Annotated in this window: 22 protein-coding genes; 18 read left to right on the forward strand and 4 right to left on the reverse strand. The window is 67.9% G+C overall.

Features of this window, described 5'->3' with window-relative positions; all coding sequences use genetic code 11:
- The first annotated feature begins 79 nt into the window (after positions 1 to 79).
- Positions 80 to 676, forward strand: coding sequence for a hypothetical protein (locus tag CKO28_RS20910; protein WP_200342762.1), 597 nt, complete (start codon positions 80 to 82; stop codon positions 674 to 676).
- A 716-nt stretch (positions 677 to 1,392) separates the two neighbouring features.
- Here CKO28_RS20910 and CKO28_RS20915 read toward each other — a convergent pair.
- Complete coding sequence (locus CKO28_RS20915) at positions 1,393 to 3,900, reverse strand: hypothetical protein (RefSeq protein WP_200342763.1); 2,508 nt, start codon at positions 3,898 to 3,900, stop codon at positions 1,393 to 1,395.
- A gap of 233 nt (positions 3,901 to 4,133) precedes the next feature.
- Between CKO28_RS20915 and CKO28_RS20920 the strand changes: the two genes are divergently transcribed.
- The 14 genes from CKO28_RS20920 (at position 4,134) to CKO28_RS20985 (ending at position 14,070) form a co-directional block, all read left to right on the forward strand.
- On the forward strand, positions 4,134 to 4,637 hold the full coding sequence (locus CKO28_RS20920; RefSeq protein WP_200342764.1) for a hypothetical protein: 504 nt from the start codon (positions 4,134 to 4,136) through the stop codon (positions 4,635 to 4,637).
- A 193-nt stretch (positions 4,638 to 4,830) separates the two neighbouring features.
- On the forward strand, positions 4,831 to 5,310 hold the full coding sequence (locus CKO28_RS20925) for a hypothetical protein (protein WP_200342765.1): 480 nt from the start codon (positions 4,831 to 4,833) through the stop codon (positions 5,308 to 5,310).
- Positions 5,311 to 5,591: 281 nt separating this feature from the next.
- The gene (locus tag CKO28_RS20930) at positions 5,592 to 5,948 is read left to right on the forward strand and encodes a hypothetical protein (RefSeq protein WP_200342766.1); all 357 of its coding nucleotides are present in this window, start codon (positions 5,592 to 5,594) and stop codon (positions 5,946 to 5,948) included.
- A 186-nt stretch (positions 5,949 to 6,134) separates the two neighbouring features.
- Positions 6,135 to 6,539, forward strand: coding sequence for a hypothetical protein (locus tag CKO28_RS20935; RefSeq protein ID WP_200342767.1), 405 nt, complete (start codon positions 6,135 to 6,137; stop codon positions 6,537 to 6,539).
- A gap of 27 nt (positions 6,540 to 6,566) precedes the next feature.
- Positions 6,567 to 6,815, forward strand: a complete 249-nt coding sequence (locus tag CKO28_RS20940) for a hypothetical protein (RefSeq protein WP_200342768.1) — start codon at positions 6,567 to 6,569, stop codon at positions 6,813 to 6,815.
- Positions 6,816 to 6,876: 61 nt separating this feature from the next.
- The gene (locus CKO28_RS20945; RefSeq protein ID WP_200342769.1) at positions 6,877 to 7,476 is read left to right on the forward strand and encodes a hypothetical protein; all 600 of its coding nucleotides are present in this window, start codon (positions 6,877 to 6,879) and stop codon (positions 7,474 to 7,476) included.
- Between the two features lie 35 nt (positions 7,477 to 7,511).
- Complete coding sequence (locus CKO28_RS20950; protein ID WP_200342770.1) at positions 7,512 to 7,766, forward strand: hypothetical protein; 255 nt, start codon at positions 7,512 to 7,514, stop codon at positions 7,764 to 7,766.
- Between the two features lie 83 nt (positions 7,767 to 7,849).
- Positions 7,850 to 8,080, forward strand: a complete 231-nt coding sequence (locus CKO28_RS20955; protein WP_200342771.1) for a hypothetical protein — start codon at positions 7,850 to 7,852, stop codon at positions 8,078 to 8,080.
- Between the two features lie 302 nt (positions 8,081 to 8,382).
- Positions 8,383 to 9,267 carry a glyoxalase superfamily protein gene (locus tag CKO28_RS20960; RefSeq protein ID WP_200342772.1) on the forward strand — a complete coding sequence of 295 codons (885 nt, stop codon included), beginning with the start codon at positions 8,383 to 8,385 and terminating at the stop codon, positions 9,265 to 9,267.
- Between the two features lie 544 nt (positions 9,268 to 9,811).
- On the forward strand, positions 9,812 to 10,243 hold the full coding sequence (locus CKO28_RS20965; RefSeq protein ID WP_200342773.1) for a hypothetical protein: 432 nt from the start codon (positions 9,812 to 9,814) through the stop codon (positions 10,241 to 10,243).
- 112 nt (positions 10,244 to 10,355) lie between these two features.
- Positions 10,356 to 10,595, forward strand: coding sequence for a hypothetical protein (locus tag CKO28_RS20970; protein ID WP_200342774.1), 240 nt, complete (start codon positions 10,356 to 10,358; stop codon positions 10,593 to 10,595).
- 341 nt (positions 10,596 to 10,936) lie between these two features.
- A complete protein-coding gene (locus CKO28_RS20975) occupies positions 10,937 to 12,328 on the forward strand; it encodes a hypothetical protein (protein WP_200342775.1) in 1,392 nt (463 codons plus the stop codon).
- Positions 12,329 to 12,564: 236 nt separating this feature from the next.
- On the forward strand, positions 12,565 to 13,209 hold the full coding sequence (locus tag CKO28_RS20980) for an HD domain-containing protein (RefSeq protein WP_200342776.1): 645 nt from the start codon (positions 12,565 to 12,567) through the stop codon (positions 13,207 to 13,209).
- Positions 13,210 to 13,224: 15 nt separating this feature from the next.
- Positions 13,225 to 14,070, forward strand: a complete 846-nt coding sequence (locus tag CKO28_RS20985; RefSeq protein ID WP_200342777.1) for a metallophosphoesterase — start codon at positions 13,225 to 13,227, stop codon at positions 14,068 to 14,070.
- On the opposite strand, the gene CKO28_RS20990 is transcribed toward CKO28_RS20985, so the two are convergent.
- A complete protein-coding gene (locus CKO28_RS20990; protein ID WP_200342778.1) occupies positions 14,067 to 14,396 on the reverse strand; it encodes a hypothetical protein in 330 nt (109 codons plus the stop codon). The genes CKO28_RS20985 and CKO28_RS20990 overlap by 4 nt on opposite strands.
- A gap of 126 nt (positions 14,397 to 14,522) precedes the next feature.
- On the opposite strand from CKO28_RS20990, the gene CKO28_RS20995 reads away from it, so the two are divergent.
- The 3 genes from CKO28_RS20995 (at position 14,523) to CKO28_RS21005 (ending at position 15,876) form a co-directional block, all read left to right on the forward strand.
- Positions 14,523 to 14,837 carry a hypothetical protein gene (locus CKO28_RS20995; RefSeq protein WP_200342779.1) on the forward strand — a complete coding sequence of 105 codons (315 nt, stop codon included), beginning with the start codon at positions 14,523 to 14,525 and terminating at the stop codon, positions 14,835 to 14,837.
- On the forward strand, positions 14,834 to 15,529 hold the full coding sequence (locus tag CKO28_RS21000) for a DUF1653 domain-containing protein (RefSeq protein ID WP_200342780.1): 696 nt from the start codon (positions 14,834 to 14,836) through the stop codon (positions 15,527 to 15,529). Before CKO28_RS20995 ends, CKO28_RS21000 begins: the two co-directional genes overlap by 4 nt.
- A gap of 98 nt (positions 15,530 to 15,627) precedes the next feature.
- Complete coding sequence (locus CKO28_RS21005) at positions 15,628 to 15,876, forward strand: hypothetical protein (RefSeq protein WP_200342781.1); 249 nt, start codon at positions 15,628 to 15,630, stop codon at positions 15,874 to 15,876.
- 28 nt (positions 15,877 to 15,904) lie between these two features.
- Here the strand turns inward: CKO28_RS21005 and CKO28_RS21010 are convergent, their stop codons facing one another.
- Both CKO28_RS21010 and tnpA read right to left on the reverse strand, forming a co-directional pair.
- Positions 15,905 to 17,113: an RNA-guided endonuclease InsQ/TnpB family protein gene (locus CKO28_RS21010; RefSeq protein WP_200342782.1), complete on the reverse strand. Its 1,209-nt coding sequence runs from the start codon at positions 17,111 to 17,113 to the stop codon at positions 15,905 to 15,907.
- A 10-nt stretch (positions 17,114 to 17,123) separates the two neighbouring features.
- A partial coding sequence (gene tnpA, locus CKO28_RS21015; protein WP_200342783.1) for an IS200/IS605 family transposase occupies positions 17,124 to 17,480 on the reverse strand: 357 nt, incomplete at its 5' end.

Consider the following 17,480-nt stretch of genomic DNA (forward strand, 5'->3'; position numbering starts at 1 on the left):
CTCCCATATCCCTGGGCACCCTGCTCCCGTCGCACAGGGCCCCGGAAACCTACACAACCCCGCATCAGGGAAGCCGACCATGAACGACACCGAGGCCGGCATCGTCCGCCGCCTGCCATGCTCTCTCAACTCCGGCGTGATCGGGCGCACTGTTCTTGAGAACGCGCAGTACGCCCAGATGGCCGACCGTGGTTATGCCCGTCGCACACCCGACGGCGGCTTCGCCCGCACCGACGCCGGCCACAAGGATCTGATCCGGTTCGATCGCGAGATCGCCGTTCGCATGCGCGGCCTCCTGCACACGCTCCTGGCCGGCAACACGCCCGGACCGGACGACCCTGACCATTACCTCTCGGACCTACTGCGAGCCGGCCTCGCCGAGATTGAAAACGACCGGCCACGACTGACGGCCGACGGCGAATGGATCGCCCAGCGCAGCCTCGAGGACCACGTCGCCCTCTGGCAGTCCCGTCCGAACGTGCCGCAGATCTTCCGCGCGATCGACGCCGGCCGCGTGTCGTTGGACGAGGCCCAGGCCCTGCTGGCCGCGGAGCGCGCGCGACGCCACCCGGGGCTTTCAGGCGTGCTCGGCGGGGCCCTCCGCCGACTTGGCCGGGCGCTGCTCCCGCCGGCCGGACCATCCAGGGTGCTGCCGACGACGACACGTTTCGACTGAGCGAGGCAACTCCAACCGGACCGACCGGCACGACAAGTGCGGGGCTGGCCCGCGCAGAAGCAACAGGCCCAGCTGAGTGCGTTCTGCCTCGAGCAGGACCTGACCGGCGAGCTCACTGCGGCCCCGCCCGGCGTGACTTCGAAGTCACCGGGCGCGAACCGCCCGAACCGGTCGGTCGCACCACCTGCGGCACCGAGGTCGCCGAGGCGGCGGCAAACGAGAACGAATTCTATTGGCGCAAGTCTACGTGGGTGTGGATAAACCGCCTCAGAGCAGCTTGGCATCCGGATCGTACACAGCCAGCCCTTGCCCGTTTACCGAATGCGCTTGAATAAGGTAACGAAAAGCGTTGCTTTTTGGGAGTAAAATCGCAGCGGCGCACTCGAAGCGTTCCGGATCTATACCCGCCTTCGTGACGAAGGCGGGAAACCAAGCCGATATGCCGCGGCCCGCAAGGCCTTTCGACCTATAATCCACACCTTCATCGAATTGCGCTATTCTATTCGATCGACTGTTGTGAGGCGCTCCCCTCCGCCAGTGGCGCCACCAAACCCGGCACAATCCGAGACTGTCGCGCCCTGACGCCTCGGCGTACTGCGCATCGTGGCCGTCGCTCGCACGCACGCACGCCAGATGCCCCAAACCTCCTGAAGACGGCAAACCGCCCGAGCCGTGTGGCTCGGGCGGTTTCTTGCGCCCCATCCCTGAGCAGGCGGCTATCTGTCCGAGCAGTATCGCCCCTCCGATATACCCGCGAACTGAGCCAAGAACTGCTGGACCTTCCAAGGCATGACCCGCATGTCATACAAGGTCCGAACAACCTCATGTCGGTTACGTACTTCCCCGCTCAGTAGACGGCGAACCCCCTCGACCGGGAAACTCGGCATCTCAGCCTCAACGCGCTCCAGTATGCGACGCACCTCCACATCCCGCCCCATGCCGTGAAGACCGAACAGGGCGTCGAACAGCACATGCCGGCTGCCGTCGCTAATCCCGACATCGGCCAACGTGTCCAGCACGCGGGCCCGCGCTCCGCTGCATCGGGCACTCGCGAATACTGTGTCGATGCAGAGACTCTGCGGGTCGATCTGAACCTCCGCCCAGCACTCGGAGGCTGTCCTTGCCGCGGCCTGGTTGAACCAGTCGCGGATCTCCTGTGTGGCGGTACCCTGATCCCCCATCAGGTTGCGCCGCGCCATCAGGCGCTCCACCCAAGGCGGATCGATGCGCAGCGGCTCCCATTCCGGGAACAGGGTTAGCGCGCCCCGATCCAGCCGTTTCACCAGTAAACGCGCACCGGAAATGTTGACGCCGATCTTCTTCAGGCTGGGCTGGATCGCCTCCGGGACATCCATCTCCTGGGCGACCAGCGGGCGATCGTCCTTCCGGCACACGATGCTGTTGTAGGTACGCGACGACATGCGAACCAGGCGGCACTCCGTGAACACCTCACCCAGCACCGCCATCGCACGCGGCAGGACGTCGCGAGGATGCGCGTAAGCGGACACCCAGGTGACGAAGATCCCGTCCGGCTTCATCCGGGCCGCCATCGCCTCGACCGTCTCCAACGCCCACAGCTTGACCGACGGTGCAGTCGCCTGGGCGCCGGTATAGACCACGGCGTCGTAGAGCCGGTCATCGGCGCGCAGGTAGGCCACCGCATCATTGTAGACCAGTTCCGGATCGTGCACCTCAAACGGCAGAAGCACCTCCGGCGCTATCAGGTCGCGGATCACCCGGGGCACCGGGCTGTTATCGACCACGACGGTGCGCTCGAAGCTGGCCACTACCGAGGCCGCCGTGTGGCTGGTCCCAAGGCCGATCACCAGGCCGTCGTCATGGTTGCGCGCATAGGCGGCCGGGATCAGGCCCTTTAGCAGCTCCCCGCGGCTGATCAGGTTCTTCCCGAGTACCGCGACCGTCCGGCCCTCGATCACGATCCGGGTCTCGTTGTCGCGACGAACTGTCGAGACCGTCTTGTCCCAGACGCGATGGACCGTCACCTCGTCGGCCGGCGTATTCTGACCGTACTCCCAGTACGAGTAGGCATTGGCTGGCCGATGCAGCATGAACGGCTGGATCATCGGCAGAAGCATGCCCATCAGGCCGACCGCGACGGACGCCGTGCGGTAGCCGGTCAAGGCGAGCGTCACGCCGGCCGCCAGAAAGCCGGCCGTCAGCAGCCCAGGCACGCCGACCAAGGCATGCACCCCGATCACCGCTCCCAGCGTCCCGATCACGTTGCCGATCGCCGCCAGCGCCACCAATCGCCCCGGCGTTGCCGCGTTCCCGGACGCGCGGGCCAGCACAAGCGGTACGCCGGCGCCGACCGCGATCAGGAACGGCAGGCTGACACTCGCGAGCGCGGCGATCTTGGCGAGCACGATCACCGCCGGGTCCATCCCGTTGATGATGCTGCTGGCCCAGGTCCAGATATCCGTCAGGAACCCCCACGATGCCACGGAGACGCCGCAGGCGGCGACCAGGGACCACACGGTCCAACCCTTACGGGCCGCCAGGAGCGTTCCGAGCGACAGGCCGAACAGCGCCAGGGCGATCGCGAACACGGAGTGCTCGGCGTGGTAACCGAACATGAGATTGCCCAGCTTCATCACACCGACCTGCGAGAGACCGCTGCCGATGCCCGCGACGAGCAGCGCCAGCATCATCGCCCGTGTCGGCTGGCGACCCGCCTCAACCTCGTGGTTCGCCGGGCGTACCGGAAGGCGACCGGCGGCGATCGCCAGGAGGAGGTTGATCGCGGCCAGAACGGCGAACCCCATCCCGAGCCCCGTCTCCGGGACGATCGCGGTCTCCAGGAGTACCGCGCCGAGCGCGCTCAGCGCGTTGTAGCCGACGTAGATCGCGAGAAACGCCCGCGGCCGCAGCTTCCCCGTCGCCTCCGACAGACGCGCGGCGTAGGCCGGCACAGCGATGCCGCTCAGGATCGATAGCGGCAGGGAGGCCAGGATCGCGTTCCCGATCGCCCCCGGTACCCCGGCCGGGGCCACCAGGTAGGTCAGGCCCGTCACGCCGAATCCGAATATGAAGGCAGCGATGGCGGCAGCCGTCATGGCCCCGACCGCCTCGACGCGCCCCAGTCGGGGCGCCACGCGGTGGGCGATCAGCGCCCCCAGGGCGATTCCGGCAAGGAAGGTGGTCACGGTCGCGGCCGACACGGCGATCGTGTGGCCGACGGCCGTGTGCAGCCAGCGGATCAGCAACAGCTCGTAGCCGATCCCACAGATGCCGGAGATCGCGGAGAGCAGGATTACGTAGCGCGCCATCGAGTGGTCCTCAGGGCATGGGGTGGATCACCCGCCACAGCGGGTCTGATTCCCTGCGGATATGGGATCTCCGAGCGTATTAAGGCCGGAACGACCGTATTCGGTGCACATTCTGCCCTACACCTCCAATTCCCTGCATATCCGATACGCCGAGAGGCGCTGAAAACGACATGCCGCGCACCCCGACTCGCCACGAGCTGATCACCAACCTCGTCCTGCTGCTGTTCGGCGTGGTCGGCATGGTGTTCCTGGGCGAGGTTTTCCGGGACGTGGGCCACGACCCGCTGTCACCTCGCGCCGCCCAAGCCAGCGGTGACACGGAGCAGCACTGGCGTGCCCGGCTCCGGGCGGACTGCGACGCTTGGTCAGGCGTGATAAAGTCCTCGGACGAGTCCTATCTCGACACCCTGGCGCGGGGCTGCACCCAGGCGCTTTCACTGCTCGCAACCCCCCGGCCCGAGGCGGTCGCCTTCGCGGTCCGGCTGGAGCACACGACCCGGGAGCTCCATGCTCTCGCCCTGGAGATTCGGGAGGATGCCGGCCGCCACGGCAGGGCCAACGGCCTGAACCATTCCGGCATCTACCTCGCCCTGGAGGTCGACGGCGTGCTCGACGCCGCCCGCGCTCTCGCCGAGACGTCCTCGCCGGGCCCGCAGGCTATGAAGACGCGGTGAACTGTCTGGCTCTCAGTGTGTCAGCTGAGCCCGTATTGCTGCATTCCGGCTTCTGCGAGAGGCCTGAACCGCTCGATACCGCGCTGCTTCGCACTCCCGATCATGCTGCCGCGTGACCAAGGTCATCGCGCGTTTCGCCGATCCGTGCCCATCTTCCAGGCAGGACCGACGCCTCAGGAAGGACTCGAAAACGATGATTTCCCGCCCCTACACCCGTCGCTCCGTGCTCGCCGCGATGACGCTCCTCCTGGTCTCCGCGTGCGCCGGCGCCGGCACGCCTTCTGCAGACGGGACCGCTGGCGGCTCGGACGAACCCGATCGCCGGCTGGTCCGCACGCTCGACCGCGTGCTGATCCAGAAGCAGACCCACGCCGAGGACATCGCGGTGCTGCGCGTCTGGGCGTACGGCACGGTCACGACTGGCGGCTGGAGCGCCCCGAAGCTCGAGGAAGAAGCCTACGACCTGACGCCGGACGGCTACGCGCTGCTGCGCTTCACCGCCCAGCCGCCATCCGGGATGGCGAGCCAGGCGATCTCCGACATCCGGGCAGTCACGGCCCTGACGGTCGACCCCACCAAGTTGAACGGCGTCAAGATCCGCACGGCCGAGGGCATGACCACCCTGCACCATCCGGGGCCTGCCTTCCAGGACGTCGACGACCTCTCGAACTGATCGGTGTGACCCCCGCCCCCGGCTGACGGATCGATACGACCGGCCGCCTCCCGCGAATTGGATGGATTCGTACGTGCACACGCCTCGGCGCCGGCGGCGGACGCCGACCAGAATCCTCTCTCGAGCCACGCCCGGCAACGGGCGGGGAACGCGACGGCACGTCGCCGGCCCGGTGGGCCGGTGAAGAGGCCGCGCTTCGCGTGGTGGGCTGTTTGGAGTTGCGCACAGCCCACCAGCGAAAACGAGGCTGTCGTGTTCCAGAAGAGAGAAAGGTATCGAGTATGAGTCAGACCCAGGGCGAGATGAAGCGGGACCCGCGCTACAACGTCACCGGCGTGATCTCCAACCTGCAGGTGAAGCAGGACAAGGACGGCAAGGACTACGCCGTCTTCAAGCTGGTCCGTGCGGGCAAGCGCACGATCTCCGCGATCGCGTGGGACGACAAGGCCGAGAGCCTGCTGTCCAACTTCGCCGAGGGCGACACCGTGAAGACCTTCGGCTTCTTCAAGAAGCGCAGCTTCGTCGGCGATGACGGCACGACCGTCAACATGAGCCAGCTGAACGTCCTGTGGTCGGGTGTCCCGGCCCCGGCCAAGACAGAGCAGGGCACGCAGGCTGAACAGAAGGTCGCCGCCTGAGGCCGCCTGACGCGTCGCCGCGACCCCTGAGGGCGCAGCCTCCCAAGTGGAGGCTGCGCCCTCTTTTCGCCTGGAGCGCACGCGGGCCTCGGCCCGAGCGCCCCGGCTGTCCTGGGCCGGCCGCCGGGTGGCGGCCAGGACAGCCCGATCGCCCCCATCTCCTTCGTAACGAGCAAGGTGCGGACGATGATCATCCTCAACGACGCGCAATACCTGAACCCGGCCTGCTGGCGGGCCGCACAGATCGCCCAGGAGAGCTCCCGGGCGGCGATGCGTCGCATCACCCGTCCGCGCATGCAGCGCCCGGTCGATCCGACCGACGGCAGCTTCGCGGCCACGCTCACGACCACCCTGACCTCCCTGCAGCCGCCCGCGCCCACGATCGACGACATCGAGACCGACCTGCCCCCGCTCGATAACGGGCCTCATGCTGCAGCACCGGGTGCGCACGCCCACGGTGCCGGGGTCGGGCTCGCCCTCCTGCAGGTCCAGGAGACCGCGGTCCAGAGCGCACCGGAAAACGCCCGCCCGAGCGTTGCCTACGGCGACACACGAAAACGGACTCCCTCGATCCACGACGACACGGCCTGACTTCGACATCCCGAGAGGAGCTTCCCGATGGACCACCGATCCCAAGAGCACCGCAATCCGCACCCAATCACACAGCAGGCCTACGAGGAGGCCATGCAGCGTCTGCACGGCAGGCGCAGCCTGCTGGAAACCGTTCCGCTGGAGCGTTTCGTCGCGGTCGACGAGACCGTCGGCGATCCGGTGGACGGCATGCACCTGCTCGCCGGCGCGCACCCGGAGGAGATCGTGCGCGAGCTCGACCAAGATACCGATTCCAGCGAGGACCCGGCATGCTGATCCCCCTGCGCGGCATCGGAGGCCTCGCCCATTAGAGAGTTTTCTCTGATGGGAGGGCCTCATGCCCAAGACACGCTACCGCCCGGCCGAGGCCGTGCGCTATCACGCCTTCAACGGCGAGGTGATCGACTACGCCTCGCTGCATGACTTCGTGCGCCAGCTGCCGCGCGGCCCCGAGGGCTTCCGCCTGATCGCCCAGATCGGGCTGCGCTTCCGCCGCCTGGACTGCTTCGGCTTCGCCCTGCCGGATCCCCGGGGCGAGGCAGGCTCCGCCGTCCTGCGCGATCTGTGGGGCGATTCGATCCCGCGGAGCCAGGTCCACGAGGCCTGGGCCTCCGTGGGCCCGAAGCCGATCCGGCTCCGCGCGCACCAGGCCGCGTTCGCCCGCGCGTACCGCTTCCGCGACGGTCCGGTCCCACGCACCGGACGCCACGGCGGCGGCAGCTACTTCCGGCGCCCCCGCACGACCGCCGAGATCCGCGCCTGGGACGATGCCCTCGACGCGGCCGATGAAGCGGCCGAGTATGGCGGCACCCTGAGGCTGCGCCGCCGGCGCGGCCCGAAAGCGCTGCCGGAAGCCTGGGACGACATCCCCCGGGGCGATCACGATCACCGGTGCTGGAAGCGTCACCGGCGTACCCAGTACCGAACCCGGGCCTGACCCACTGGTCGCCTTACCAATCGAAGGAGAGCGACATGCCATCCATCCTCCCGTGGCGCCGGCGGCGCCCCAACCGCCGGCCGCGCCCGATCGGGCTCAACGACATCGACTGGGGCTTCGGATACCTGGTGATCAGCTCGATCTGCCTGCTCGTGTCCATGGCGAGCATCGTGGCCGGTTTTTCCGACCTGGCTGGCCTGCTGGCCCTGGCGCCGTTCGTCCTGTTTACCGTCGGCGTCCTGCTGTGGCCGATCAAAGAGCTGATCGAGCCATCCAACCCCGACTTCTGAGCAACCGGCCTCTCGCCTTCCGCGACCTCCGGAACGCGAGAGGCGGCCAACGCCCTCCAGAAGGCCCTCGAGGACGTCTTGCGATGACAGGTTACAGCCACCCCGAAACGGAACGCGCGGACCTCGGATCGATGTTGCGCTACGGCCGGTTCTCAGTTCCGGCGACCATTGCGTTTCTTGCCTTCGCCGTTCTCTGGCCGGTACATCCGGCCATCATAGTGCTGGTCGCCATCGCCTTGGCAATCCAGGCGGCCATCATGGCCTATGCCCATCTGCGCCTCCGCAAGCTGATCCAGCCTACCGGAGCGCGATAGACCGGCCGGCGCCGGACGCGCGCCCCAGGAGCGCGTGCTCCCGGCGCTCCTTCCAGTCGCTCCGGAGCGGGCGGCTGCAGGGAGCGTCTCACCAGCACCGGTGTACGCCACCATCTCTGGCCCGCAGGCGCCTGGCCGGCGCCAGCCGTCCCCACTGGGGCGGCCCATGCTGAAGCCTGCGATTTACGACGATCCACGAGACCGACACCCGTTCATCAGCGGGCGCGGCTCTCGGGCAACGGCGCCAACCCGAGCTCTCCCTCAAGAGGACGCGTCCGCCCTCGACAGACGGAGTCCGTCTTATGCAGTTCGACATCGACACCCAGCGCGCCAAGACGATCGCCCGTGCGGTCTCCAGCCGCTGCAAGACCGCCGGCAGCGACATCGCTTACGGCCAGGCCCTCGACGGGCTCGCCGCCGGCCTCGGCTACACCGACTGGAACCACCTGTCGGCCGTCCTCAAGCAGGCCGAACAGCCAGGCTTCACGCTCAAGCCCTACGACGTCTCCTGGCTGTGGTCGGGCACGTCCGAGCCGAACGGCTTCGCCGATAGTGCCTATCTCACCGACGGGTCCGCGCGGGAGCTCCAGCGCATGCTGGAGACGTTCGGCGCGCTGAGCGGCGAGATCGACCGGATCAATGTCTCCCAGGCGCCCGCGCCAGACGGCGATCGGGTCGGGGTCGAGGCGCCGCTCAACGCCTTGAGGGACGACCTGCACACCGCAGACGTCCTGGCGCCGGACGCCTTCGACGGCGTGATCGAGAACGTGCGCGCGCAACACGGCACCCCGGAGCCAGGCCCGGCCGAGCGCCAGCGCACCCTGATCGCTTACCAGCTCGACCCAGACGGCGCACGCCGTTTCGGCGACGAGCACGTCTTCTGCGAGAACCACGTCCACCTCAGCTCGGCCGAGCGCACCTTCGTTCAAGCCGTGATGGACGCCGTCGCCGCGCTCGACGCGCTCGACGACCGTCTGTTCGACATCTGCGTCGCCGAGCAGAGCGGCTCGATCCCGCAGCCGATCCAGTCCGACGACGACGGGCTGGCGGATGCCGTGGGCAAGCTGAGCGACTACTTCGCTCAGAACTGTGCCGGGGACGAAATCCCGGATCAGATGCGCAAGGCCTTCGGCCAATACGCCTGCCAGGAAGCGATCGAGCTCCACCAGGCCCGCTGGAGCACCTGACACCCGCCAAACCAGTCCACGCGGCCCCGCCCTGCCGGCAGGGGCTTAGTGGCCGAGTGGCGACATATTCAAGAAGCGAGACCGACATCCGTTCACCACGCGGACGTGGCTCTCGGGCAACGGCGCCAACCCGAGCTTTCCTCCAAGAGAACGCGTCCGCGCTCGACAGACGGAGTCCGTCTCATGCCGTTCGATATCGACACCTAGCGCCCCTCTACGGTCTGGAGCTACAGCACGACATGATCTAACATCGACGTCCGTTGCCCCGGCATCTTCACGCTGCTGGGGCAACGCCCTGCCTCCGATCCACTGCGACGGTCCGGCCCTATATCGTCATCGGCACGGACGCCGTCTTCCTCGGGACGGAAGACCTGACGACCGACGCCGGCGCATTCTCCTGCCAGCGCCCGGAGACGCACCACCTCTCCCGTGCCAAGCTCGTGGACCTGACCCTAACACCGGCCTGATCGCGGATCCCGGGGCGCCTCCAGGGGCGCGCCGGCCCTGCTCCTACCACACCATGCATCCGAGGGACCCATCGGCCATGCAGCTCAAGAAATTCAACGCCGAGTCCGACTGCATCCTTCTCCAGGTGCAGGACGAGAACCTCGAGTTCGAAGACCTCGAAGTGCGCTCCGGCGGGAGGTTCTTCGCCAGCCGGGTCAGCGCCACGCAAATCGAGGCCGACGGCATGGTCCATGTCGTCAGTCGTCAGGACGGCAAACGGCTGTTCAAGGCCAATTACCCGGACACCCGCGCCGCGGCGATCTTCATCGAGAGCGGACAGACCGGCGAGCTCGACCTGGAGCACGTCCAGCTGGTCCGCGATCCCCGTGAGAAGACGCTCTCGATCAAGCCTTTGAGCGACTCGGTTCAACGGACGACCCGGCTCGATCCCGTGAAGGCCCTGTTCCTCTCCAGCGCGCTCCGGATAGCCGCGAACCATCACCGCCTGATCCCGGAGCGCGTCCGCTGACGCTCGAGCCCCTACCACGGCCGACCGGCTATCCGCATCAGCGTGTGGGTCTGGCTGCGATAACGGTGATTATCACCGGCAGACAGAGGGGGCGCCAACACGCCGCTGACGGATGCCGGCCGACCACTCTCCGAAAAGCCCGCTCGCTATCTGCGTCGCCGAGCAGAGCGGCTCGATCCCGCAGCCGATCCAGTCCGACGACGACGGGCTGGCGGATGCCGTGGGCAAGCTGAGCGACTACTTCGCTCAGAACTGTGCCGGGGACGAAATCCCGGATCAGATGCGCAAGGCCTTCGGCCAATACGCCTGCCAGGAAGCGATCGAGCTCCACCAGGCCCGCTGGAGCCGCTAACGCCGGTCCAGCCAGCTGGACGGCCCCGCCATCACGGCGGGGTCGTCTCGGCTGACCGACCCCATCTCCAGTTCAGGGACCGGTCCCCCGAGCGCCTGCTGTTCGCAGACGCTCCGGAGAGCGGTTCAACACCACCGCTTCGGGCTCACCGGGAGCCCGCCGGCCCCGGGCCGCGCGTCCAACGCAGCTCACGGCGAAGCCCGGCGCTCGATGCCAGAGACCACCGCACCCGCTCGTTTCATGCCTCTCTGAGGCTGGCTCGGGGATGCGGGCAATGGGGCCAGCTCAGTCCAAGGGACGCCATCTCCGCCAGCCTCGCCAGACGGCAAGGAACGAGACCCATGACTTCACAGACCATCACCGTGAAGCGCGCCAAGCGCATGGCGCGCACCCTCCACGACGCCCTGAAGGAGAGCCGCCCGAAGAGTTACAGCGGCTGCCTCGAGACCGTCTCCCGCATGCTCGGCTTCGACGGCTTCAACGCCCTTCAAGCCGAACTCCCCGATAGCGAGGCGGATCTCCCGGCCGCAGGCGGCACGCTCGCAAGCGCCTCGCAGGACGACCTGCTGGCCGAACTCGGGCGGCGCGGCCTTTTGGTGACTCGCTCCCTCGACATCGAGGAAGTGCTCGCCGACTATCCCATCCTCGATCGCAGCGACATCCCGGCCATCCGGGAGGAGCTACGCCAGGCCTTCCACTTCACCGAGACCGCCGAGGCCTGCGCCAACCTGGAGCACAGCGTCCTCGCGGACGTCCAGGCGCAAACGTCGATCCGGATCGGCCCCGACACGGACGGCCCGGTCGGCTGTGCGCTGGTACAAATCCTCGACACCGAGGACGCGGTCACCGATCTGCTCGACGCCGACCCCACTCGGCGCGCCGTCCACGTCAGCCTCGACGCCGCCGGGACCCTGAGGATCTCGATCACGCGTCGTGACCGGTCAGGTCAAACCACCATCGAGATGCTGACGGACGCCGACACCCGCCGACAGATCGGGATGCTCGAGGATCTGGACGGGATCCGCGACACCCTGAACCTCGACACGCTCGGTCTTGTCGCCATGCACGGCCCAACCGGAATCATGTTGCTCCTGTTCGAGGATCGGCCCGAGGGCCTGGTCCAGCGCGCGCTGGTCGTGCGCCCCCTCCAGGTCGACGACGACGGCGAACTATTCGCCGGCATGCCCGATCCGTCTGAAGCCCGCGCAGCCCTCGCAGCGATGCCGGAGGACGATCGACTGTTCTCGATCGCGGGACTACTCGACGACGCGACGCAGAACACCCATAAGCCCGTCTGCAGGCCCGTCCATGAGACCTCGATCCGGATGCCCTATTGCCGGGGCCTGGCAGAAAGCGCCTTCCGGCAGAGCCCGGAGTGGCTCGCGGTGCGCGTGCGCGCCGTGCTGGGCGAGCCCTACCTGGACGCCCTGCAGCCGGACGGCAACGGCGGGTACGTCTGGCAAGCCGCGGAGCTGCGGTTTTATGCCGATAGCGACCGGCTGGTCCGCGAGATCCGCCGTGTTGCGATCGCGCTCGCCATGCAGGCGGGCTCTCTGGCCATCGTGATCACCCGCGACCCGGATGCCTGCTACCTGCTGGACGATCCGCAGCGACCCTCCAGGGTCTGGCGGGTCGACGGTGCGGAGGACGGGACCTTCGAGGCACGCCTCCGCCCCTTGCTGCTGGCCGAGCTTGAAAACGCCCGCGAACCCGCGCGCGAGCACGCCGGCTAACGACCTCGGTTCATGCCCCCTGCCGCCCCTCCCGGGCGGCAGGGGTTTTCTGTGCATAACGCAGGGCGGGACCTGCGCGCCGGTGCGGCGAGGTCTGGCGACCGCGCCGGCGCGACGGCCCCGCCTCCCAAGTGGGAGATTCGACCGAAGATTGCGCCGAAATGTCGTAGAAAGACCGATCAGTTCGGTCCGCACGCGGTCAGCAGACCCATCTCCTGAATAGAGGGAGAGTTGAGATGCAGACCGTTCAGACCCGGCTCCCGATCGACCAGACCCGCCCGTACCGGGCGCTCGAGATGCGCCTGACGGCGCGCGGCTGGTCGCTGGCCCTGCAGGCCATGCACTTTGCGGCCCGCCACCACCAGGGCCTGCGCAAGGACGGCCGCACCCCGGAGTTCTTCCATCAGATCTGGATCGCCCGCTACCTGCTCTCGATCGAGCGCACGCTCGAGCACCCGGAGCTGACTGTCACGGTCGCCCTTCTGCACGACGTCACCGAGGACTACCCGGTCACGCTCGCGCAGATCGCCGAGCTGTTCGGCGCCGAGGTGGCGGAAGCCGTGCGGCTGCTCGACAAGACCTCGGCCGGCCCGCACACCCGGATCGGTGACTACTACCAGCAGATGCGCGCCTCCGCGGTGGCCAGCGTCGTCAAGGGCGTCGACCGGATGCACAACCTGCACTCCATGACCGGCGTGTTCGCCCCGGCCAAGCAGATCTCCTACGCCGAGGAGGCCAAGGAGCTGGTGGTGCCGATGCTCAACGACGCCGCGCACGCCCACGATCATCAGGCGCCCGCCTACGAGACGATCCTGCGCACGCTCGCCCGGCAGATCGCGGCCACCCAAAGCCGCTGGCGCGGCGCCGCCCAGCCCGCCTGACCTTCGGAGGCCTGGATGCAGATCTATCGCTCCGACTGGGTCGCGGCACCGCGGCCCTCGCCCGAGGGCGTTCTCTACGCCGCCACCGGCGACATCCACGGCTGCGCCGATCACCTCGCGGCGCTGCTGACCGTGCTCGACGGCGACTTCGCGGCGCACCAGGCTGCGCGCCCCGATGGCGCGGGCCGGATGATCTTCCTGGGCGACTACGTCTCCCGAGGCCCCGACAGCGCCGGTGTCCTGCACCAGGTCGCACGCGCCCGTCCGGTCCCGCGCGTCGAGACAATCCGCCTGCGCGGCAACCACGACCAGTTCCTGCTCGACCTCGTCGACGGCCGCCTGGACCCACCGGAGATCGCCGACTGGCTGGAGCGGGAGAACGGCCACGCCACCCTGCAGTCGTTCCTGGCTGGTGGCGCTGAATGTGCCGATGATCCCGAACGCCTCGCACGCGACCCCGAGGTCCTGCGCCGAGTGATCCCGGGCGATCTCCTGGACCTGCTGCGCCGGCTGCACGCCACCCATCGCATCCCGGGGTACCTGTTCGCGCACGCGGGCGCGCATCCGCTCTGGTCGCTCGACGAGCACTCACCGAGCACCTTCTGGACGATCCGTCGGCCGTTCCTGACGGTCCCGGAGAGCATGTGGCCGCACGGCTTCGCGGTGATCCATGGCCACACCCCGTCAGCCTTCGGCAACAACGGGTTCCGGATCGGGGTCGACAGCAACTGCCCGGCAACCGGGGTGCTCACCGCCGTCCAACTGCTCGACGGCCGGCTGCGCTACGTCGCAGCGGCCAGCGACGCGACCACACCCCTGCCCGAGATCTTCCGCAGCAGGCGGCAAGCCGCACGCAGCTAGTCGACCGTCTGGTGCGTCGTGATCGACTTGCCGCCCGGCTCGCAGACGACCGTCGCGACCAGTAACCGACCTCGCTCCTCGTAGAGCGTCCGGGCTACGAACTTGCCCGGACGGCGATCATGCAGGTAGCGCTCGCCGTTGGAGAAGCGCGCTCGCCGCTCGACCATCTGCAGGAACTGCTGGCTGACCAGACGCGCCTGCTCCACGCACGCACGCTGGGTTTCGTAGGTGCTGGTCGACTGCTTCAGAACGCGTGCCTCTGGGGCGCTCGACGCGGCGACCAGAATGCCGGCAACGCTCACGCCGGCGAGAAGGCTGCGGGGCATGTGACTCCTTCGGTTGTCGGTCCCCGCGCAACCTGCTTGCCGCCCCTCGACGCGGTCAATTCCAGCACCGCCATCGCCGAGCAACCGCTCCCACCTTCCCTTCGCGACAGCAAGGACCCGAATGCCATGTCCCGGAAAAAGCCGCGCCTCAACCAGCGCTCGCTACCCTGGTTGATCGAGATCGACGAGGCCCTGCGCGATCCCAAGGCCTACCGCGGCGATCCGCGTCCGGCCGCGAGCGACGCGCTCGACGGCCACGCCACCCGGGCGGAGCTCGACGAGCTGATCCGCCGGCGGTTCCTCGAGGTGATCCCGGCGCCGGAGGAAAAGCCCTACTGGCCGGTCGAGTACCGGGAGCGCTGCGGCACCGTCTGGAGCGTGCAGCTCACCCCGCGCGCGGTGCGCACCTTCTGGCCCGAACGCGCGGAGGCGCTGACATGATCCTGACCGATCTCGCCCTCGTCGACATCGTGCTCCCGTCGATCCTGCTCTTCGTCTGCATCCTCGTGTTCGCGCTCCTCAGCCGCGCGGTGATCCAGCAGCTGTGGACGCGCGCCGCGGCCCCGGACGCCGCCACATCCGCTCAGTCCAGCTCTCAGCCTGCGCCCGCCTGGCAGCCGACTCACCAGCACCGCAAAGGCGGTCTTTACCGGGTACTGCACCGGGGCCTGTTCGAGGCGACCTGCACACCCTGCGTGGTCTACCAGGCCCAGGACGGCTCGGTCTGGGCCCGGTCGGCCGAGGAATTCGACGACGGACGCTTCACACCCCTCTCCAACCCCGCGCTACAGAAGGACCGAACCCAGATGCAGACCATCCAGCTCGTGCGCGAGAACGCCGTCGGCCTGGCCGGCGATTTCAACACCTGCCGCCTGGGCACCAAGTGGTACGACAAGCTCTCCAAGGGCGAGATCTGCCGGATGGCTCTGAGCGAGGACGACACCGAGCTCTGCCGGGTCGAGGTGACCGATCTCGTCGCCGGCAAGTTCACCGAGCTCGCACCCGAGCATGCGCCGATGAACCACGCCTACGGCGACGAGACGGAACTGCGTAAGGCCCTGGGCGCCGCCTACGGCGAACAGTTCGACGAGAACGCCATCGTCACCTTCATCTACCTGCGCCGGCTCACCTGAGCCTGGGCCAGCAACCGCCGACACCCGCCTTTCACTCCCTTTTTCGACCACGAGCGGACCGGAAGCCGCACGGCTCCGGTGCCTGATGGAGACTTGCCATGGCCCAGTGCCTGCCAATCGGCTCCGAACTCCCGGCCGACCACGATTCCCTCGCGACCTTCGACCTGCACCTCGACAGCCAGGACATCGAGGCCGCACTGACCCACGTGCCGCGCCACCGGATCTCCAGCCTCGGCGGCGTCACCGGCGTTCTGGTCGACATCCTCGACCCCGACACCCTGGAGGTCTGGGCGACCGGCTCCAGCCGGCCGTTCGACCGCGCGTCCAACTACACGCGGGTTCTGTGAACGCTCCCCACGGCTAAAGCCTGGGGCTTCAGGCGGCTCGCGCCGCCTTGTTTCCTGTTTCATCGGCCGCCGCGACCGCGTGGGTCGGCTTACGCAGGCCTCCGCAGGCAGGGACGTGCGTACCGCCCGCCCGTAGCTTCTGGATGCCGAGGTGCTTGATGTTCACCGCGGCGTTGATGTCTCTGTCATGATGCACGCCGCATCCCGCGCAGGCCCAATCGCGGACCGATAGCGACATGGCCTCGGCTACCTCGCCGCAGGCGCTGCACGTCTTCGACGTGGGCGCCCAGCGGTCGAGCTTGACCAGCCGCTTGCCGCTGCGTTCGGCCTTGTAGGCGATCTTCGAGATCAGGCCGTGCCAGCCGGCGTCCGAGATCGCCCGCGCCAGCCGGCGGTTGCGCACCATGTTCTTGACCGCCAGCGTCTCCACGATGACCGCTTGGTTTTCGTCGACCAGTCGTTTGGAGAGCTTGTGCTGGAAGTCGTTGCGCGCGTTGGCCACGCGCACATGCGCGCGGGCCACCGTCAACCGGGCTTTCGCCCGGTTCCGGGATCCCCTCTTCTTCCGGGAGAGCTCCTTTTGCTTCCGGCGCAGATTGGACTGCGCCCGCTTGAGATGATGCGGGTTGGGCGTCTTCCGGCCATCGCTCTCGATGGCCAGATGCGCCAGCCCCATATCGACGCCGACCACCGCGCTCTCCGGCACAACGTCGGCTGGCTGGGGTGCCTCCGCCCCGTCCTCGAACAAGAGCGCGGCGTAATACTTGCCGGTGGGCTCTCGGGTCAGGGTGATCGACTTGAGCTTACCGACGGGGTCGCGGTGGACCACGGCCTCGATACGCCCCGGCACCTTGGGTACCGTGATCCAGGTGTCGCCGACGGCGATCTTGCCGGTGCAATGATAGCTGCTCTGCGTGCCGCGCTTGGACTTGAAGCGCGGATAGCGCGCCCGGCCCTCGAAGAAGTTCTGGAAGGCGCGGTCCAGATTGAGGCACGCCTGCTGCAGCGCCATCGCGTCGAACTGCTTCAGCCAGGCGTACTTCCGGCTGCGCTTGGCGACCTTCAGCAGCGGCTTCAGGTCATGCTTCGCCGTCAGGCGCTCGCCGCGGACCTTGTAGCGGTGCTTGCGGATCGCCAAAGCTTTGTTCCAGACCAACCGCACCGCGCCGAACTGCCGCTCCAGCACGGCCGTCTGCTCGGCGTCTGGATAGATGCGGACTCGAATGGCGCGGCGCATGCGGCGGTTCTCAGACGTGCTTCTGGTTTTCGATGTAGCGCTTAACGGCGTCCAGCGGGGCGCCGCCCACGGTCGCCACGAAGTAGCTGTTGGTCCACAGTGACGGCAGGCGGGTCCGGCAGTGTGGGAACTCGTCGCGCAGCATGCGCGACGAGCGCCCCTTCATCTGCTTGACCAGCCGGTGGATGCCGTACTGCGGGTCAGCGTCCACCAGCAGGTGGACGTGATCGGGCATCACCTCGAGCTCGTCCACGATCGCACCCCGCTCCGCGGCAACCTCGGCGATGATCGCCTTCAGGCGCGCGTCGACGCCATCCGTCAGAACCGGACGGCGGTACTTCGGGCACCAGACGACGTGGTACTTGCA

The organism is Rhodovibrio sodomensis (assembly GCF_016583645.1).
GTDB classification, from domain to species: domain Bacteria; phylum Pseudomonadota; class Alphaproteobacteria; order Kiloniellales; family Rhodovibrionaceae; genus Rhodovibrio; species Rhodovibrio sodomensis.

What these genes read in the sequence shown, in the direction of transcription:
- CKO28_RS20990 (WP_200342778.1), bottom strand. Translation starts at nt 14,396, where the DNA reads ATGCCCCGCAGCCTTCTCGCCGGCGTGAGCGTTGCCGGCATTCTGGTC.
- CKO28_RS20985 (WP_200342777.1), top strand. Translation starts at nt 13,225, where the DNA reads ATGCAGATCTATCGCTCCGACTGGGTCGCGGCACCGCGGCCCTCGCCC.
- CKO28_RS20950 (WP_200342770.1), top strand. Translation starts at nt 7,512, where the DNA reads ATGCCATCCATCCTCCCGTGGCGCCGGCGGCGCCCCAACCGCCGGCCG.
- CKO28_RS20910 (WP_200342762.1), top strand. Translation starts at nt 80, where the DNA reads ATGAACGACACCGAGGCCGGCATCGTCCGCCGCCTGCCATGCTCTCTC.
- CKO28_RS20965 (WP_200342773.1), top strand. Translation starts at nt 9,812, where the DNA reads ATGCAGCTCAAGAAATTCAACGCCGAGTCCGACTGCATCCTTCTCCAG.
- CKO28_RS20960 (WP_200342772.1), top strand. Translation starts at nt 8,383, where the DNA reads ATGCAGTTCGACATCGACACCCAGCGCGCCAAGACGATCGCCCGTGCG.
- CKO28_RS20930 (WP_200342766.1), top strand. Translation starts at nt 5,592, where the DNA reads ATGAGTCAGACCCAGGGCGAGATGAAGCGGGACCCGCGCTACAACGTC.
- CKO28_RS20925 (WP_200342765.1), top strand. Translation starts at nt 4,831, where the DNA reads ATGATTTCCCGCCCCTACACCCGTCGCTCCGTGCTCGCCGCGATGACG.
- CKO28_RS20980 (WP_200342776.1), top strand. Translation starts at nt 12,565, where the DNA reads ATGCAGACCGTTCAGACCCGGCTCCCGATCGACCAGACCCGCCCGTAC.
- CKO28_RS21000 (WP_200342780.1), top strand. Translation starts at nt 14,834, where the DNA reads ATGATCCTGACCGATCTCGCCCTCGTCGACATCGTGCTCCCGTCGATC.
- CKO28_RS20920 (WP_200342764.1), top strand. Translation starts at nt 4,134, where the DNA reads ATGCCGCGCACCCCGACTCGCCACGAGCTGATCACCAACCTCGTCCTG.
- CKO28_RS20995 (WP_200342779.1), top strand. Translation starts at nt 14,523, where the DNA reads ATGTCCCGGAAAAAGCCGCGCCTCAACCAGCGCTCGCTACCCTGGTTG.
- CKO28_RS20940 (WP_200342768.1), top strand. Translation starts at nt 6,567, where the DNA reads ATGGACCACCGATCCCAAGAGCACCGCAATCCGCACCCAATCACACAG.
- CKO28_RS20955 (WP_200342771.1), top strand. Translation starts at nt 7,850, where the DNA reads ATGACAGGTTACAGCCACCCCGAAACGGAACGCGCGGACCTCGGATCG.
- CKO28_RS20975 (WP_200342775.1), top strand. Translation starts at nt 10,937, where the DNA reads ATGACTTCACAGACCATCACCGTGAAGCGCGCCAAGCGCATGGCGCGC.
- CKO28_RS20945 (WP_200342769.1), top strand. Translation starts at nt 6,877, where the DNA reads ATGCCCAAGACACGCTACCGCCCGGCCGAGGCCGTGCGCTATCACGCC.
- CKO28_RS20935 (WP_200342767.1), top strand. Translation starts at nt 6,135, where the DNA reads ATGATCATCCTCAACGACGCGCAATACCTGAACCCGGCCTGCTGGCGG.
- CKO28_RS21005 (WP_200342781.1), top strand. Translation starts at nt 15,628, where the DNA reads ATGGCCCAGTGCCTGCCAATCGGCTCCGAACTCCCGGCCGACCACGAT.
- CKO28_RS21010 (WP_200342782.1), bottom strand. Translation starts at nt 17,113, where the DNA reads ATGCGCCGCGCCATTCGAGTCCGCATCTATCCAGACGCCGAGCAGACG.
- CKO28_RS20970 (WP_200342774.1), top strand. Translation starts at nt 10,356, where the DNA reads ATGCCGGCCGACCACTCTCCGAAAAGCCCGCTCGCTATCTGCGTCGCC.